The organism is Pyxidicoccus fallax, assembly GCF_012933655.1.
Lineage (GTDB): Bacteria > Myxococcota > Myxococcia > Myxococcales > Myxococcaceae > Myxococcus > Myxococcus fallax.
The window spans coordinates 22,663-36,343 of the sequence record NZ_JABBJJ010000099.1; the positions used below are offsets into that span (position 1 = coordinate 22,663).

Here is a 13,681-nt window from a genome sequence, read left to right on the forward strand (position 1 = left end):
TCCCGACCGATGAAGGCATCTGCACCGAGACCCTTGGCGCCCGTGCGGCTGCTGCGAGCGGCCACGTGGGAACAGCAAGCCTGGGCCGATTACATGCTGTCGGCACCGGGAGCCGCGGACCGCGCGTCGGTCGACGCGATGCCAGCGGCCCTCCGGATGCTCTTCTGGAAGCGGTTCCGGAGGACCGCGCGTTCGCACGCGGCGCGCGAATCCGCGGTGTTCGCCCTGGCGGCGATGAGGCGTCCCCCGGAGGATTTCCTGCCCTATCTGTGGCAGGGGCTCGCGGAGCGGCGCTTCTCCATGATGGCCTCGCTCATCGCCCTGAGCGAGCCCGAGCTTCCCGGTGAGGAGCTGGGAGCGATGCTGCGGATGCTCCGGGAGCAGGTGCCGGAAGGGGAGCGGGCGGACGTTGCCCTGTCATTGCTGAGCCTGAAGCGCAGCCCGCGGATGCACGAGCAGTTGGAGGCTTCCGGTGTCTGGGAATGGCGCGCGTTGCTTCCGCCCGAGGTCGGGGTGTGCCTGCTGACGGTGTTTCATCCCCAGGACCCGCGTCAGGCCTGAGACGCGGGTTTCAGCGCTGTCACGTGGCGGGATGGACGTGGGGTGTCACGGTGTGCAGGCCCGGGCGGGCGCGCTTCGCAGGAGCAGCATTCCCTCTGAGAGCCACTGCACCTCCGCCGCGTCCGAGAGCGCTCCCGCGAGCGCCTCCATCCGGTCGGGCTCGCCGAACACGATGACGCCGTCGAAGTCACCGTACCGCAGCGCCCCACGAAGCTGCCGCACGTCCCACGGATGGCAGTCCGCGCTGTCACCCCTGCGCCTCCATGCATTCGCATCCCACTCCGCGGGAGCGCGGAGGGCGCGAGCGAATCGGTCGCCGTCGTAGACGACGGGCAGATAGTGCGCGAACGCGAAGATGTAGGGCGTTACGCCGCCCGCTCCCAGGGCGTAGGCCCACACGTGTCGCATGGGGTCGTAATACCCCCAGCTCCGCGAGCGCTGCGCGTGCTCGCAGTCACTCGCCCGGAACGTGAGGAAGCGCCCCTCCAGCCGGGCCAGGCGCGCGTCCCCGACGATGCGCTCCAGGTGACGCGCCTGCGTGGTGACCTCCACCTGCCCCGCACCGAGCGCCAGCGCGATGCCCACGCACAGGGCCCCCCGCAGGCGCGGCGAGGCCCGTGCCGCCGTGGCCGCCACCGCCAGCGGAAGGAAGAGCGGCCCCAGCATGGCCATGCGCTCCCCGAGCGCCCACGTCGTCCCGAGCGAGCCCGGCATGACGAGCCCCGCGAGCATCCCCAGCACGACGGCCGCCGCGCAGAAGCGCTGCTCGCGCGATGCCGGAGCCCGCTGTCCCAGCCACAGGAAGGTCAGCCACGCGAGCATCAGCAGGAAGGGCACGAGCAGCAGCCCGGTGGCCCCATCCGTGACGCTCCACGTCCGGGTGACGAGCTGGGCCATGGCCCGACCGAGGGGGCGGAAGTACAGGGCGGACGGCTCCCAGGTGTGGTGCGTGCCGGGAATCTGGCGGAAGGCGCCGTGCACCACGTCCCAGCCCGCCATGAGGAGCCCGGGCGTCAGCGCCAGCGCGGACCCCGCGAGCGCCCGCACCCGCGCCGTCGCCAGCGTCACCCCCGCGACGAGCGCCAGCACCAGCAACCAGCCGAAGGCCAGCGGGTGCGCGAGGTAGCAGGCCGAGGCCGTGAGCATGAGCGCCACGGAGAAACCGGAGCGGTGGGCCCGCACGAGGAACCGCGTGGCGAGCAGCAGCAGCGGCAGCGCGAGCACATACGGCAGCAGCCCCATGCGCAGCGGCCACGACAGGGCCAGCGGTAGGCTGAGCAGCCCCGCCCACGCCCTCGGCGCGCCCAGCGCTCCCGCCAGGGCCCACGCCGCCAGCGGCAGTCCCAGCGCGGAGACGAGCACCACCACGCGCAGCGCCTGCTCCACGCCGAGCCAGGGCAGTGCCCGCGAGGGAAGCAGGTAGAGCGAGTAGCCGAAGAACCATCCCTCGCGCGCCCGCAGGAAGCCGCTGTCGCTTCCCGCGCGCAGGGCCCGCTCCACCTCCAGGACGTGCAGATGGTTGGGGTAGTCCTGGAACGGCAGGACCGGAGCGAGCCACAGCACCGCTCCGGTCACCGCCAGCGCGACGAAGAAGAAGAGTCTCTCGGCGCGGGTCTCACCCCCCACCGTCGAACACCCCCGCGTCCGTGCCGGCATCCTCGTACGTGCCGCCGTCGTACCCGCCGTCACCCTCATCATCGTCGTCGTCGCAGGCCACCACGCCCACGCAAGCCAGCAGCACCAGGACGAAGGCCCACTGCCGTCCCGCCACCCTCATGCTTCGTCTCATTCGACCCCTCCTGCCGGCACGACCCAGGCGCGCCGGGTGCCCCCGAGCGAGGTAGCTCCAGGCAAATCCAGACACCATTGGAGGCAGAGGGCAGGTGCGTCTCCGGCGCGGAACACTCGCGTCCGGCGCGAGGGCAGGAGGGTTCAGCGCCACACGGGCGCCTTGTCCCGAAAGGGACATGCCACCCGCGCCATCCCGGGGCCCGCGCGAGCCATCCGGGAATCTGATGGCTCATCGTCCCTTTCGTCTGGTGGGCTGATGCCGAGGGAAGCAGCTTGAGGCTCATGAATCCCCGGGCCCACCCCACCAGCGACCCTCATGCCTCACCCGGGGCCCCGAGCGCCGGGCGCTGGCTCGTTCCCCTGGGCGCCATTCTCAGCCTGATGCCCTTCGTGTCCACGGGCACCTCGCTGGTGCTGGGCATCGCGGTGGCGCTGACGGTGGGCAATCCCCACGCGGCCTTCACCCGTCGGGCCACCCAGGTGTTGCTGTCGCTCGCCGTCATGGGGCTGGGAGCGGGCATGGACCTTCGGGTGGTGGCCGAGGTGGGGGCCCAGGGCGTGCTCTACACGGTGGTGGGCATCGCCACGTGCCTGCTGCTGGGGACGCTGCTGGCGCGAGCGCTGGGCGTGAGTCGGGAGGCGGGGCTGCTCATCAGCATCGGTAAGGCCATCTGCGGAGGAAGCGCCATCGCCGCGGTGGTGCCGGTGCTGCGTCCGAAGGAACACGAGGTCTCCGTCGCGCTGGGCACGGTGTTCCTGCTCAACGCCGTGGCCCTCTTCGTCTTTCCTCCCGTGGGCCACGCGCTGGGCCTGGACGCGGGGCAGTTCGGCCTGTGGAGCGCCCTGGCCATCCACGACACCAGCTCCGTGGTGGGCGCGGCCCTGCGGTTCGGCCCGGAGTCCCTGGCGCTGGCCACCACCGTGAAGCTGGCCCGCGCGCTCTGGATTGTCCCGCTGACGCTGGCGGTGGGCGCGTGGATGCGCGCGAAGGGCGGGGAGGGGACTCAGGGACGGATGCGCTGGCCCTGGTTCATCCTCGGGTTCATCGCGGCGGCGGCGCTCGTCACCTGGGTGCCGGCGCTGCGTCCGGCGGGAGACGTCGTGGCCGGCGTGTCGCGGCGCGTGCTGGTGCTGACGCTGTTCCTCATCGGCGCCAACCTCTCGCGGAGCGCCCTCCGCTCCGTGGGCACGAGGCCGCTGCTCCAGGGCTTCGCGCTGTGGGTGGTCATGGCCGCCCTGAGCCTGGGCGCCATCCGCCTCCACCTCATCTCCTGAGTCACGGATGGATGGGCGGCGTGGCGCGGGCGTGTCTCAGGAAGCCGCCCGCGACACCCGAGGGTGCGTCCACCGGCAGCACCCACGAGAAGGCGCGCGCCACGTGCAGCTCCGGCAGCGGCAGCAGGCGGAAGCGGCCCGAGGCCAGCTCGCCCTGGATGCTCCAGCGCGACAGGAAGCCCACGCCGAGTCCCGCGGCCACGGCGCCCTTGATGGCCTCGGTGCCGCCGAGCTGCATGTCCGCGGCCTGGAGTCCCCGGGGCCGCACGCCGGCCCGCTTCAGCGCGCGCTCCAGCACGGCCCGCGTCCCGGAGCCCGGCTCGCGCCAGAGAATGGGCACCGTCCGCAGCAGCTCCGCCGAGCGCACGCGCAGCAGCTCCACCGGAGCGCGCTCGGCGACGACGGGCACCAGCTCGTCGTCGAGGTAGTGCTCCAGCCGGATGCGCGAAGCACGGGCATGCCCCTCCACGAGCCCCAGGGGCACGCGTCCCTCGCCCACCCACGCGAGCACCTGCTCGGTGTTGCCCACCTCCAGCCGCACCTGCACGTCCCGATGCTCTCGCACGAAGGACGCCAGCAGGTCCGGCACCACGTAGCTGGCCACGGTGGTGCTGGCCGCCAGCGCCAGCTCGCCGCGCAGCGTCTCCTCTCCGGCCACGGCGAGCGCCGCCTCGTCCAGGAGCCGGTGGTGGCGCTGGGCGTACTCCAGCAGCACGCGCCCGGCCTCGTTGAGGCGCACGCCTCGCGCGGTGCGCACCAGGAGGGGACGGCCACACTCGCGCTCGAGCTGACGCACCTGCGCGGTGACGGCCGGCTGGGACAGGTGCAGCAGCCGCGAGGCCGCGGACACCTGACCCGTCATGGCCACCACGCGGAAGGTTTCGAGACGGCGAGGGTCGAGTCGGGGAGGCATGGACGGAACACAAGCCCCGTCCACGCTCCCGCGCAAGCGCGCCTTCAGCCCTGCAGCTCGCCCTGGGGCGGGAAGCCGTGCTGCTTCCGGCCCTCGTTGCCCTCGTAGACCATGGAGGTCTTGAACAGCTCGTAGCGCCCGTCCGCCGCGACGGGCGCCACCTTGTCTCGAAGGGCGGCCATCTCCTGCTTCGTCATCGGCTTGAAGCCCCGGGCGATGGCGAGGTTCTGCTCCAGGATTTCCACCGAGTCCATGCCCGACACGGTGACGGCGACGGGCAGGCTCATGGCGTAGCGGATGGCCTCCTGCGCCGTCACGATGCCCTGCTTCACCGGGTTCGCGTTGCCCGTCAGGCTCTTCATGCCGATGGGGGCAATCTTTCGCTGGAGCAGCAGGGGGAGCACCTCCTTCTCGAAGCTGCGGAAGGAGCCGTCGAAGACGTTGAGCGGCAGCTGCACCGAGTCGAAGGGGAAGCCGTGCTTGAGCATGCGCAGGTGCAGCTCGGGGCTCTTGTGGCCGGTGAAGCCGACGAAGCGCACCTTGCCCTGCTTCTTCGCCAGCTCCAGTGCCTCCACGACGCCGCCCTTCTGGAAGTGCAGCTCGGGGTCGTTCGCGTAGGCGACCTCGTGAATCTGCCAGAGGTCCACGTGGTCCGTCTGGAGCCGCTTCAGCGACTGCTCCAACTGCTGCATGGCCACGTTCTTGTCGCGGCCGTGCGTGCAGACCTTCGTCATGAGGAAGGCCTTGTCGCGCCGGCCCTGGAGGGCCTTGCCCATGACCTCCTCGGAGCGGCCCTGGTGGTAGTCCCAGGCGTTGTCCATGAAGTTGATGCCCGCGTCGAGCGCCTGCTGGATGATGCGGATGCCCACCTGCTCGTCCTTCGGCTTGCCGATGTGGAAGCCGCCGACGCCGAGCGCGGAGACCTTCACGCCCGTCTTGCCGAAGGGCCGCATGGGGATGGCATCGGGGCTGGGGGCGGCACTGCCCTGGGCGGCTTCGGTCTCGCCAGCAACTCCCACCTGGGTGGCGACGGCGGCCACGCCCGCGAGCTTCAGGAACTTCCGACGCGACGAGTCCATGCGGTGCTCCTCCGGGGATCGAGGAGCAGGGTAATGACTGCGACGCGGCGCGGTAGCGTCGGTGGGAGGGGATGTCCGGTTCCGACCGGATGCGGTGGGCGCGTCGTTCAGGGGCCGAAGAACCGCAACAGATTGCCCTCGGGGGCCCTCACGCCGAAGGCGCGGTAGGGTCCATCCGGTGGACGGCCCAGCCCGTGGGCCAGCGTCACGCCCCACGCTCGCAGCCGCTGGTACACGCTGTCGATGTCCGCCACGACGAAGCCGGACTTGAAGAAGCCCTGGGTGTGCTTCGCTACCGCTGGAGCACGCGGTTGTCCCCGAGCGCGTCAATCAACACGATGACGTCGTTGAAGGCGCGCTCGAACAGGCCCGGCGTGTAGTTGCGCGAAGTCGCGGTCCACACGGCGCTCGGGGTGGACCAGGTCTCGAAGTTGACGGTGGTGCTGACGTAGCCGACGTGGCAGTGGCGCTCGTGGGCGGGCATGTTGGAGTAATCGGGCGGGCCCGCCTTGTCCTCGTCGGTGCAGAACGCGACGCCCACGGGGCCGTTACCCACGCGGATGGCCGAGGGGACGTAGGCGTTGTACCGCCGCCCCGAGCCCGGGTCGACGCGGGAGCGGTAGACGGTGCGCCGCAGTGACTCGTCCCACGTCTTGCCGCCGTCCCACGACTGGACGGCATTGATGACGTTGGCGTGGGCGCCGCCGGTGGGGAAGGGCTCGACGCCCTCGACGACGACCATGAGGCGGTCTCCGCCGAGCTGCACGACGGTGGGCATGCCCTCGCGGTTGAGGGCCCCGGCGCGCTTGTCCCACGCCACCGCGACGACGCCGTAGGCCGTCCAGGCGCCGGTGGTGCCGCGGCGGCCCTGCATGGCAATCCACTGGTGGCCGGGGTAGCCGCGCTGCGCGGCGAGTGGCTCGGAGTCGTAGTAGACCTGCAGGTCGCCGTTCGCGCGCTGGAAGAGGTACGGCGCGCCGACGAAGCGGCTGACGGGGCCGATGACGGTGCTGTCGTAGACCCAGTGGTCACCATCGTTGTCGCTGCGGGTGATGGTGATGCGCCACTGCCCATTCGCGAGCTCGCGGAAGGCACAGAAGATGGTTCGCGTGCCGGGGATGGCTCGCATCATCACGTCGCCGAACTGCACGGCCGGGTTGTTGGCGACGGAGCCATGAAGCCGCCAGCTCGCGCTGTTATCGGCGCTCGTCCAGACGTCGATGCGCGTCCCCGCGCTCACCCCGCCAATCAGCAGGCCGTCGGAGCGGCGGGTGATGTGCCGGACCGGCGCGCCACCGCTCGCCATCAGGACCCGCCAGCCTCCCGTGGGGAGCGCCGCCTCCCTCTGTTCGAGGGACGCCTCTTCTTCCGGAGCGGGCGCCTCGGGCGCGCACGCGAAGAAGGACACCGCGACGAGGGCCAGTGTCAGGGAGAGTCGGGATGAACGGCGGGCCGCGAAGGGCTGGGGAGAGTTCATGGCGGCCAGGGTGCCGCAACGAAGCCGGCATACTCAACGTCAGAACAGAAATCCGTGACAAACATGTCATTCATGCGGCGGCGCGGGCGTGCTCGTCCGGGGTCGGCTCGCGGCGTCGCGCAGGTGCCATCGGATTTCACTTCGTGGCTTCCTGCCTGTCCGTGAGACTCCGCCGGGTGACGACCCCATCGCCTGGTACGCGGATGCTCTCCATGTTTCACGAGGCGGGCTTCCCCTTCGAGTCCGTCGACGCTGCATGGCGGGGTTCCGAGCACCTCTATCCGCTCCTGGGATCGCTGACGGCCAGCTTCCCCGACGCGCGAGCCTTTCAGACGTGCGCGGAGTGGTTGCGGCTGTGTGCCGCCCATATCGAAGGCAGCGAGCCCGCCGCCGCGTTGTTCGCCCGGGCGTGCTCGGAGGTTCCTCGTCAGTCCCACATCGTCGCGAGTGGGCTGGGGGACCTGCGCAACGAGTGCATCCTGGCGAGGCGGCCCGCGGCCGCGGCGTTCGCGGATTCCGCCAGTCACCTCTGCGAGGCGTGGGCCGCCGTGAGCACCGGTGAAGTGGATGACGAGACCGAGCCCTGGGCGCGGGCAAAGGCCGCGGCGAAGGCCATGGTGACGGCCTGGCTTTACCAGCAGGGATTGGAGGAGGAGGACAAGGAGGCGAGGACGCGAGCGCGGGTCGAGCTCACGCGGTTGTTGCGCACAGCCCGGGAAGAGGTGAGCAAGTGACGGAACGACAATACGAACTGGAAAGACTCATCCGGGAGATCAACGACCTGCACTACATCGAGACCTACAACCGGGTCGAGATGGCGGAGGCCGAGTACCTCGCGGTCCTGCGCAAGGCGCAGGACCACAACGCGGAGGTCCTCGGGAAGATTCGTCAGCTGCTCTCCCAGGGCGTGAGCCTCGACTTCAAGACCATCAACAACCACACGCCGCTGGCCATCGCGGTGACCCAGAACAACGTCGAGCTCATCCAGCTCCTGATGGAGCATGGCGTCGACATCCATGCGCCCTTCCGCTACGACACGCCGCTGCACCGGGCGGCGGAGTTCGGCGCCGACCGCGTGGTCCGGTTCCTCATCGAGCAGGGGGCGGACCCACGAGGGAAGACCCCGGGCGGAACGAGCGTCCTGTCGGCCGCCCGAAGCTCGAGGCACAGCAAGAACGTCGTCCCGCTGTTGGTCGAGCTGTTGAAGAAGACGAAGTCGCAGCGGCCGCCACCTCCGAAGAAGTTGAAGGACCTCTCCGAGGAGAACGTCACCCGCTACCTGTCTGGCTCCGCGCCGGAAGGTCTTGCTCCCTGGGACTGGGAGTTCCTGAAGACGTTCATGGACAGCATCTTCGTCGAGGAGCACTCGGTCACCATCGACCAGTTCCACGAGAGCATCCAGGAGCACGGGAACACGCGGCCCCAGCTCCTCTTCGCCTGCATCGACCTCATCCAGAAGGTCTCGACCCGCGCGCCCAAGGCGAAGACGGTCAAGAAGGTCTCCAAGAATATCTCCGTCCACCATGGCGACCTGGAGGTCGACGGAAACCTGAGTGTGGGCGCGCTGATGGTGACGGGGAGCCTGAAGGTGAAGGGGAAGGCCGCGAACCCCCAGGGCCGCCAGATTTTCGTGGGTGGCGACTTCGAGTGCGACACGCTCTACACGGAAGGGCCCGTGGTCATCGGAGGAGACCTCCGGGCCCGCCTCGTCGAGGCCGTCTACAACGACTACAGCCTGGAGGTCCGCGGCGTGCTGGCGGCCGACACCCTGACGGTGGACAAGCACCAGGTGAAGGCCGGCAGGTTCGACGTGAAGGAGCGAGTCGACAAGTAGCGCGGACTACGGACCCGCCAGTCCCGCATCCAGGAACGCCTTCAGCTCCGGCAGCACGCGCTCGGGGTGCTCCTGGTGCGGGCTGTGCCCCGCGTCCACGCGCACGAGCCGCGCCTGGGGGAACCTCCGCGCCGCTTCCTCCGCGAGCGACAGGGGCAGGGTGTCCTCCTTCTCGCCCCACACGAGCAGCATCGGCGCCTTCACCTCGGCCAGCCGCTCCCGCCGGTGGAACAGCGGCCCCACGACGGGCACCAGCGTGTTGAACGCCCGCGTCCCCGCGTCCCGGCCTCCGGGCACCGCCATCAGCTCGTACCCCAGCGCGCCCGTCCGCTCGCCCAGCGGCGCCGGCGCCGGAGGCATTCTTCCCGACGACCCACCCATCGGTGACTCGCTGTTCCACCTGTGGGCCATGTCGCTGATTGCCCAGGCGGCCGAGGTCAACTACGCCCGGCCCGGCTTCTGGAACCACGTGACGCCCAACGGGGGGAGCATCCGCAAGGCCTTCGACCGGTACAGCGCGTTCATCCTCGGGGAGCGGGCCTCGCCACAGGCGGGCGAGGCGCCGCCGACGAACTCCGCATGGCTGTACGAAATGGCCTACGACCCCTGGCGTGAGGCGCGCTTCAGGAATGTCATCCTCACCGCGCCCCGCAACCGCTTCATCATCCAGAGCACGGCGTCCCCACGATGCTGCTGGGCGAGACGCTGTAGTCCCTCGCGCGTCGCCGGCGCGCTCGGGAGGAGAACCCGGCGCGCCGGCGCGTCCGCTCGTTACTCCGTGAGCTTCATCACGTAGACCTGCGAGCTCTCGGTGACACCCACGAGCTTGTCGCCCATGAAGGTCATGTGAGCGAAGCGGGAGTTATCGTTGACGACACCGATATGGTCTCCCGCGTCGTTGATGATGACCAGGTCGGGCACAAACATGTTGCTCACCCAGGTTTCGCCAGGGCGGTAGGCGACGCCCAGGGCGCGGCTCCCGGCTGCCTGGTTGAAGGGATTGCTCAGGCTTCCCGCGACGCCTCCCGTCACGGGGTCGACGCGCTCAATCTGTCCCCGGAGATGGCCCATGGACAGCAGAAGGTGACTGCCTGTCCAGGCGATGGACTCCGCCCCCCCCATCGCCACGAAGCCCTCGCCGCGCGCGCCGGTGGTCGGGTCGAAGTTCACGAGCCGGCCATCCCCGTGGTGGTCGAAGTACACCCAGAGCGAGGCGCCGTCCCACGTCATGCCCCGGGGCAGCCGGTAGTCCTCGAAGGCAATCTCCTTCAGCACCTGCAGCGTCTCCGGGTCACGCCGGACGAGCTTGAGTCGGTCGTTGTCGTACATGCCGCCGACCTCCTCGCGGTACAGGAACCACAGCGCGGTGCCGTCGAAGGCGACGCCGAAAATCGGCCGGGCGCCCGCGAAGTTGCGTTCCCGGGTCAGCCGGTAGAAGCGGGTGAAGTTGTGCTCGTTCTCCCAGTTCGGCGTCCGCACATGGAGGATGTTGCTGCCGGCCATCGAGCCGTCCTTGTCGAGCACGAAGACGCGGAAGTAGAGGTCGCGGCGGGCCGCGACGATGGGGAGGCCGCCATGGTTGATACCCGTGAGCTGGAAGTCCACCACGTCGACGTCGGTGCCCACGAAGACGAGCGTGCCATTCTTCTCGTCGAAGGCGGGCGTGAAGTTGGCGTAGACCTTGTACTCACGGAAGCCGCGCTCCTGGCTGCGCTGCCAGTTGAGGTGCACCAGAGAGGTGGTCACCTGGAGCGGCGGGAGCATGCGGACCGGCCGGGGCAGACTGATGGCCACCTCCTGCCCATCTGGCGTCAGCCGGATGCTCTGCACGTCGCGGGAGAAGACGCCGTCCTCCTGCTCCACCTTCAGCTCGAGCTGGTGTTCCCCCGACGAGGACACGTCGAGCGCCAGCGAGCCCGCGGTGTCGGTGCGGCCGGCCTCCGCGCCATCCAGCAGCACGAGCGCGTCCACGACGGGCTCACCGTCCGGGAAGGTCGCGCGGATGCGGGTCTGCTTCGTCGGGTTCTGCTCGCCCTCATTGATGTGCGGCTGGCTCTCCCCACCACTGCCACAGCCCACCCAAACCGCCGCCAGGAGTGGCGGCACCCAGGTCCAACGTTTCATGGTGTGAATCCCCCTTCAGGAGCATGGAGCCGGCCACTCATCCAACATGCTCTTCGAGAGATATAGCCTGCCGCGTGCTTTCTGGTTGTTGCCAACAGCAGATTTTGTTCAGGCGCGACAAATGCGCGCGTCCTGGCGCGGTCGACAGGGAAAGCAGAGAAGGATGGCGAGGAGTTCGCTTCGTGGAGCCCTGATCCTCGTCGTCACAAGTGGACTGGGGACCTCCGCGACGCGTGTATCCTGGTGGGGCGGCCCGAGGTCGCGCTCACGTGGTTGTTGCGCGCGGCCCGGCAAGGGGTGAGCACGTGACGGAGCAGCAGTACGAGAACAACGTCGAGCTCATCCAGCTCTTGATGGAGCATGGCGTCGACATCCATGCGCCCTTCCGCTACGACACGCCGCTGCACCGGGCGGCGCCTGAAGGTGAAGGGGAAGGCCGCGAACCCCCAGGGCCGCCAGCTCTTCGTGGGCGGCGACTTCGAGTGCGACACGCTCTACACGGAAGGGCCCGTGGTCATCGCAGGTAGGCCCGGTCACCGGCCGCCCAGCCGCCTCCGGACTGCGTCGACCATGTCCCCGCCGAACTCCAGTGCGCCCATCCCGAGGCCGCCAAGGGTATTGAGCATCACACCCGTTCGCTCCATCTCTCCCTGGATGAACCGGCCGTGGCGGTAGCTCTCGATGGTGTCCCGGGCGAAGGTCCGCGCCTCCCGGAAGTGCGCCGTGGACTGGCGCATGGTCCCATTGTGCACCCGCTCCAGGTTGGTCATGACGCTCTGGTGAGACGCGGGAGAGATGCCAAAGGCTCCCCTCCGGAGGAGGTCGTTGACCCCGCCGACGAGCGAGCCATAGAAGCTCGGGTTGTTCCGCGCCTGCTGGTCAATCTGCCCGCGCAGCCTGTTGGTCTGCGAGTAGTCGGAGAGATGGGGGTTGGGCGCCCCCGACGCGGGCGCGGAGGACGTCGTCCGGGCTGGCGCGGCCGGAGTCGTGCCCCGCGCGGGAACATGGGATACGGGGACCTGCAGGCGGGTTCCAGGGGATCGACCGACCTGTGATGGCATGGTTTGCTCCTGAAGCCAATGGTTTGCATAGCATACCTGACCTTTGGGGCCGATCAATCCCATGCGGCGGGTATGCGCGGAGCGTGACAATGCAATCACTCAGACAATTGCTGGCGGAGGGACGTCTCCAGGAGGCGCTCACGGCCGCGACGCGCAGGCTGGTCCAGCAGCCCGATGACGAGGAGGCCCTGCTCGTCTCGGCCAGAATCGCCCTGGCGGAGGGCAGGCCCGACCAGGCCGAGCAATTGCTGTCACGGGTGAGGTCCCCGAAGTCACGGCAGGAAGTCGTGATGATGCGTGCCACCGCGGCGCTCCTGCGCGAGGACTTCGCGGGCGCACGCAATCTCTATCTGTCAGTGACTCAACAGCCCCCGGTCCCCGCCGAGGCCTGGCACGGCCTGGGATTGGCGCTGCTGGCCCTGAGGCAGGTCCCGGAGGCCCGCGCGGCGCATGAGAAGGCCGTGGCGCTCAAGCCGGAGATGGCCGCCTTTCGCCTGGAATTGGGGCATGCGCTGGACCTGGAGCAGCGGGACCGGGCCGCCGTCCACCAGTTCGTCCGCGCCTTGCGGTTGGACCCCAGGGACTCGCGCGGCTACTGGGTGTTGGCGCAGCTGCTCGAGCGTCGGGGAAAGGCCCGCTCGGCGCGGCGCATCCTGGAGCTGGGGCTGCGCCTGTTGCCCGAGTCCCGGCTCCTGCGCGCGACGCTGGACGCGAGCCAACCCCTCACGGGGGCGGGGCCCGAGGACCCCGTTTCGGCGCTGCTGCGGGAAGCCTCGGAGCTCATGGAGCGCAAACGCAATCGCGACGCCCTCAAGCTCTTGCGAGCGGGCTGGGACAAGGGATTGCGCTCGGTGGAGCTCAAGCTGCTGGAGGCCGAGGCCTGCAGGGCCCTGCTTCCTCCGGACATGCCCGCGGCCGTGCGTGCCTATGAAGAGGCCATCTCGCTGGCGCCGGAGGATTGGAAGCCTCTCACGCACCTCGGCATCTGCTTGCTGTCCGAGGGCCAGCGCCACCTGCCGCGCGCCACCGAGGCGCTGGAGACCGCGCGGCGGCTCGCTCCCGAGCTGCCCGAGACCGCGCTCAATCTCATCCTGGCGTACGTCAAGGGCAACCGCCTCCCCGAGGCGCGCGAGCTGGGGCGACAGGTCGAGGAGGCCCTGCCCCCGGACCACCCCCTGCGAGTCCAGGCCGGTTCGTTGCTGGAGGACCTGCGGCAGGTGTGAGTGGCGCCAGGCCCCTCAGCCCCGGGGCTCCTCGCGAGGCGTCAGCCCCTCATCCAAGAACGTCTTCAGCTCCGGCAGCACGCGCTCGGGGTGCTCCTGGTGCGGGCTGTGCCCCGCGTCCACGCGCACGAGCCGCGCCTGCGGAAACCGCCGCGCCGCCTCCTCCGCGAGCGACAGGGGCAGGGTGTCCTCCTTCTCGCCCCACACCAGCAGCACCGGCGCCTTCACCTCGGCCAGCCGCTCCCGCCGGTGGAACAGCGGCCCCACGACGGGCACCAGCGTGTTGAACGCCCGCGTCCCCGCGTCCCGGCCTCCGGGCACCGCCATCAGCTCGTACCCCAGC

Annotated in this window: 16 protein-coding genes; 6 read left to right on the forward strand and 10 right to left on the reverse strand. The window is 69.7% G+C overall.

What is annotated here, in order from left to right:
- Positions 1 to 42 precede the first annotated feature (42 nt).
- Positions 43 to 561, forward strand: coding sequence for a hypothetical protein (locus HG543_RS21755; protein ID WP_169346747.1), 519 nt, complete (start codon positions 43 to 45; stop codon positions 559 to 561).
- 45 nt (positions 562 to 606) lie between these two features.
- Here HG543_RS21755 and HG543_RS21760 read toward each other — a convergent pair whose 3' ends face one another.
- Positions 607 to 2,187: a hypothetical protein gene (locus tag HG543_RS21760; RefSeq protein ID WP_169346748.1), complete on the reverse strand. Its 1,581-nt coding sequence runs from the start codon at positions 2,185 to 2,187 to the stop codon at positions 607 to 609.
- Positions 2,177 to 2,350 (reverse strand): hypothetical protein, encoded by a 174-nt coding sequence (locus HG543_RS21765; protein ID WP_169346749.1) that lies wholly within the window; start codon positions 2,348 to 2,350, stop codon positions 2,177 to 2,179. The genes HG543_RS21760 and HG543_RS21765 overlap by 11 nt, the downstream gene beginning before the upstream one ends.
- A gap of 284 nt (positions 2,351 to 2,634) precedes the next feature.
- Here HG543_RS21765 and HG543_RS21770 point away from each other — a divergent pair, with 284 nt between their 5' ends.
- The gene (locus tag HG543_RS21770) at positions 2,635 to 3,627 is read left to right on the forward strand and encodes a YeiH family protein (RefSeq protein WP_169346750.1); all 993 of its coding nucleotides are present in this window, start codon (positions 2,635 to 2,637) and stop codon (positions 3,625 to 3,627) included.
- A gap of 1 nt (position 3,628) precedes the next feature.
- Here the strand turns inward: HG543_RS21770 and HG543_RS21775 are convergent, their stop codons facing one another.
- From HG543_RS21775 to HG543_RS21790, 4 genes are all read right to left on the reverse strand, one after another.
- Positions 3,629 to 4,540 carry a LysR substrate-binding domain-containing protein gene (locus tag HG543_RS21775; protein WP_169346751.1) on the reverse strand — a complete coding sequence of 304 codons (912 nt, stop codon included), beginning with the start codon at positions 4,538 to 4,540 and terminating at the stop codon, positions 3,629 to 3,631.
- A 44-nt stretch (positions 4,541 to 4,584) separates the two neighbouring features.
- On the reverse strand, positions 4,585 to 5,619 hold the full coding sequence (locus tag HG543_RS21780) for an aldo/keto reductase (RefSeq protein ID WP_169346752.1): 1,035 nt from the start codon (positions 5,617 to 5,619) through the stop codon (positions 4,585 to 4,587).
- A 107-nt stretch (positions 5,620 to 5,726) separates the two neighbouring features.
- Positions 5,727 to 5,873, reverse strand: coding sequence for a VOC family protein (locus HG543_RS21785; protein WP_169346753.1), 147 nt, complete (start codon positions 5,871 to 5,873; stop codon positions 5,727 to 5,729).
- A gap of 38 nt (positions 5,874 to 5,911) precedes the next feature.
- On the reverse strand, positions 5,912 to 7,096 hold the full coding sequence (locus HG543_RS21790; RefSeq protein ID WP_169346754.1) for a sialidase family protein: 1,185 nt from the start codon (positions 7,094 to 7,096) through the stop codon (positions 5,912 to 5,914).
- Positions 7,097 to 7,308: 212 nt separating this feature from the next.
- Here HG543_RS21790 and HG543_RS21795 point away from each other — a divergent pair, with 212 nt between their 5' ends.
- Together HG543_RS21795 and HG543_RS21800 are read left to right on the forward strand one after the other, a co-directional pair.
- Entirely contained in the window at positions 7,309 to 7,830 is a 522-nt protein-coding gene (locus HG543_RS21795; protein ID WP_246357206.1) for a hypothetical protein, read from the forward strand.
- Positions 7,827 to 8,930: an ankyrin repeat domain-containing protein gene (locus HG543_RS21800; RefSeq protein WP_169346756.1), complete on the forward strand. Its 1,104-nt coding sequence runs from the start codon at positions 7,827 to 7,829 to the stop codon at positions 8,928 to 8,930. The genes HG543_RS21795 and HG543_RS21800 overlap by 4 nt, the downstream gene beginning before the upstream one ends.
- 6 nt (positions 8,931 to 8,936) lie before the next feature.
- Here the strand turns inward: HG543_RS21800 and HG543_RS21805 are convergent, their stop codons facing one another.
- The gene (locus HG543_RS21805) at positions 8,937 to 9,290 is read right to left on the reverse strand and encodes an alpha/beta fold hydrolase (protein ID WP_343073409.1); all 354 of its coding nucleotides are present in this window, start codon (positions 9,288 to 9,290) and stop codon (positions 8,937 to 8,939) included.
- A gap of 49 nt (positions 9,291 to 9,339) precedes the next feature.
- Here HG543_RS21805 and HG543_RS21810 point away from each other — a divergent pair, with 49 nt between their 5' ends.
- On the forward strand, positions 9,340 to 9,726 hold the full coding sequence (locus tag HG543_RS21810) for a hypothetical protein (protein ID WP_169346757.1): 387 nt from the start codon (positions 9,340 to 9,342) through the stop codon (positions 9,724 to 9,726).
- Here HG543_RS21810 and HG543_RS21815 read toward each other — a convergent pair.
- On the reverse strand, positions 9,702 to 11,054 hold the full coding sequence (locus HG543_RS21815; protein ID WP_169346758.1) for an NHL repeat-containing protein: 1,353 nt from the start codon (positions 11,052 to 11,054) through the stop codon (positions 9,702 to 9,704). The two genes, HG543_RS21810 and HG543_RS21815, sit on opposite strands and share 25 nt — an antisense overlap.
- A 533-nt stretch (positions 11,055 to 11,587) precedes the next feature.
- Complete coding sequence (locus tag HG543_RS21820; RefSeq protein ID WP_169346725.1) at positions 11,588 to 12,115, reverse strand: hypothetical protein; 528 nt, start codon at positions 12,113 to 12,115, stop codon at positions 11,588 to 11,590.
- Positions 12,116 to 12,204: 89 nt separating this feature from the next.
- On the opposite strand from HG543_RS21820, the gene HG543_RS21825 reads away from it, so the two are divergent.
- A complete protein-coding gene (locus HG543_RS21825; protein ID WP_169346759.1) occupies positions 12,205 to 13,338 on the forward strand; it encodes a tetratricopeptide repeat protein in 1,134 nt (377 codons plus the stop codon).
- Between the two features lie 15 nt (positions 13,339 to 13,353).
- Here the strand turns inward: HG543_RS21825 and HG543_RS21830 are convergent.
- Positions 13,354 to 13,681: alpha/beta fold hydrolase (locus HG543_RS21830; RefSeq protein ID WP_169346760.1), on the reverse strand; the 328-nt coding region annotated here is incomplete at its 5' end.

Bases quoted from the DNA above. Each gene is read 5' to 3' on its own strand.
- HG543_RS21765 (WP_169346749.1), bottom strand. From the start codon at position 2,350: ATGAGACGAAGCATGAGGGTGGCGGGACGGCAGTGGGCCTTCGTCCTG.
- HG543_RS21770 (WP_169346750.1), top strand. From the start codon at position 2,635: ATGAATCCCCGGGCCCACCCCACCAGCGACCCTCATGCCTCACCCGGG.
- HG543_RS21775 (WP_169346751.1), bottom strand. From the start codon at position 4,540: ATGCCTCCCCGACTCGACCCTCGCCGTCTCGAAACCTTCCGCGTGGTG.
- HG543_RS21780 (WP_169346752.1), bottom strand. From the start codon at position 5,619: ATGGACTCGTCGCGTCGGAAGTTCCTGAAGCTCGCGGGCGTGGCCGCC.
- HG543_RS21790 (WP_169346754.1), bottom strand. From the start codon at position 7,096: ATGAACTCTCCCCAGCCCTTCGCGGCCCGCCGTTCATCCCGACTCTCC.
- HG543_RS21795 (WP_246357206.1), top strand. From the start codon at position 7,309: ATGTTTCACGAGGCGGGCTTCCCCTTCGAGTCCGTCGACGCTGCATGG.
- HG543_RS21805 (WP_343073409.1), bottom strand. From the start codon at position 9,290: ATGCCTCCGGCGCCGGCGCCGCTGGGCGAGCGGACGGGCGCGCTGGGG.
- HG543_RS21810 (WP_169346757.1), top strand. From the start codon at position 9,340: ATGTCGCTGATTGCCCAGGCGGCCGAGGTCAACTACGCCCGGCCCGGC.
- HG543_RS21815 (WP_169346758.1), bottom strand. From the start codon at position 11,054: ATGAAACGTTGGACCTGGGTGCCGCCACTCCTGGCGGCGGTTTGGGTG.
- HG543_RS21820 (WP_169346725.1), bottom strand. From the start codon at position 12,115: ATGCCATCACAGGTCGGTCGATCCCCTGGAACCCGCCTGCAGGTCCCC.
- HG543_RS21825 (WP_169346759.1), top strand. From the start codon at position 12,205: ATGCAATCACTCAGACAATTGCTGGCGGAGGGACGTCTCCAGGAGGCG.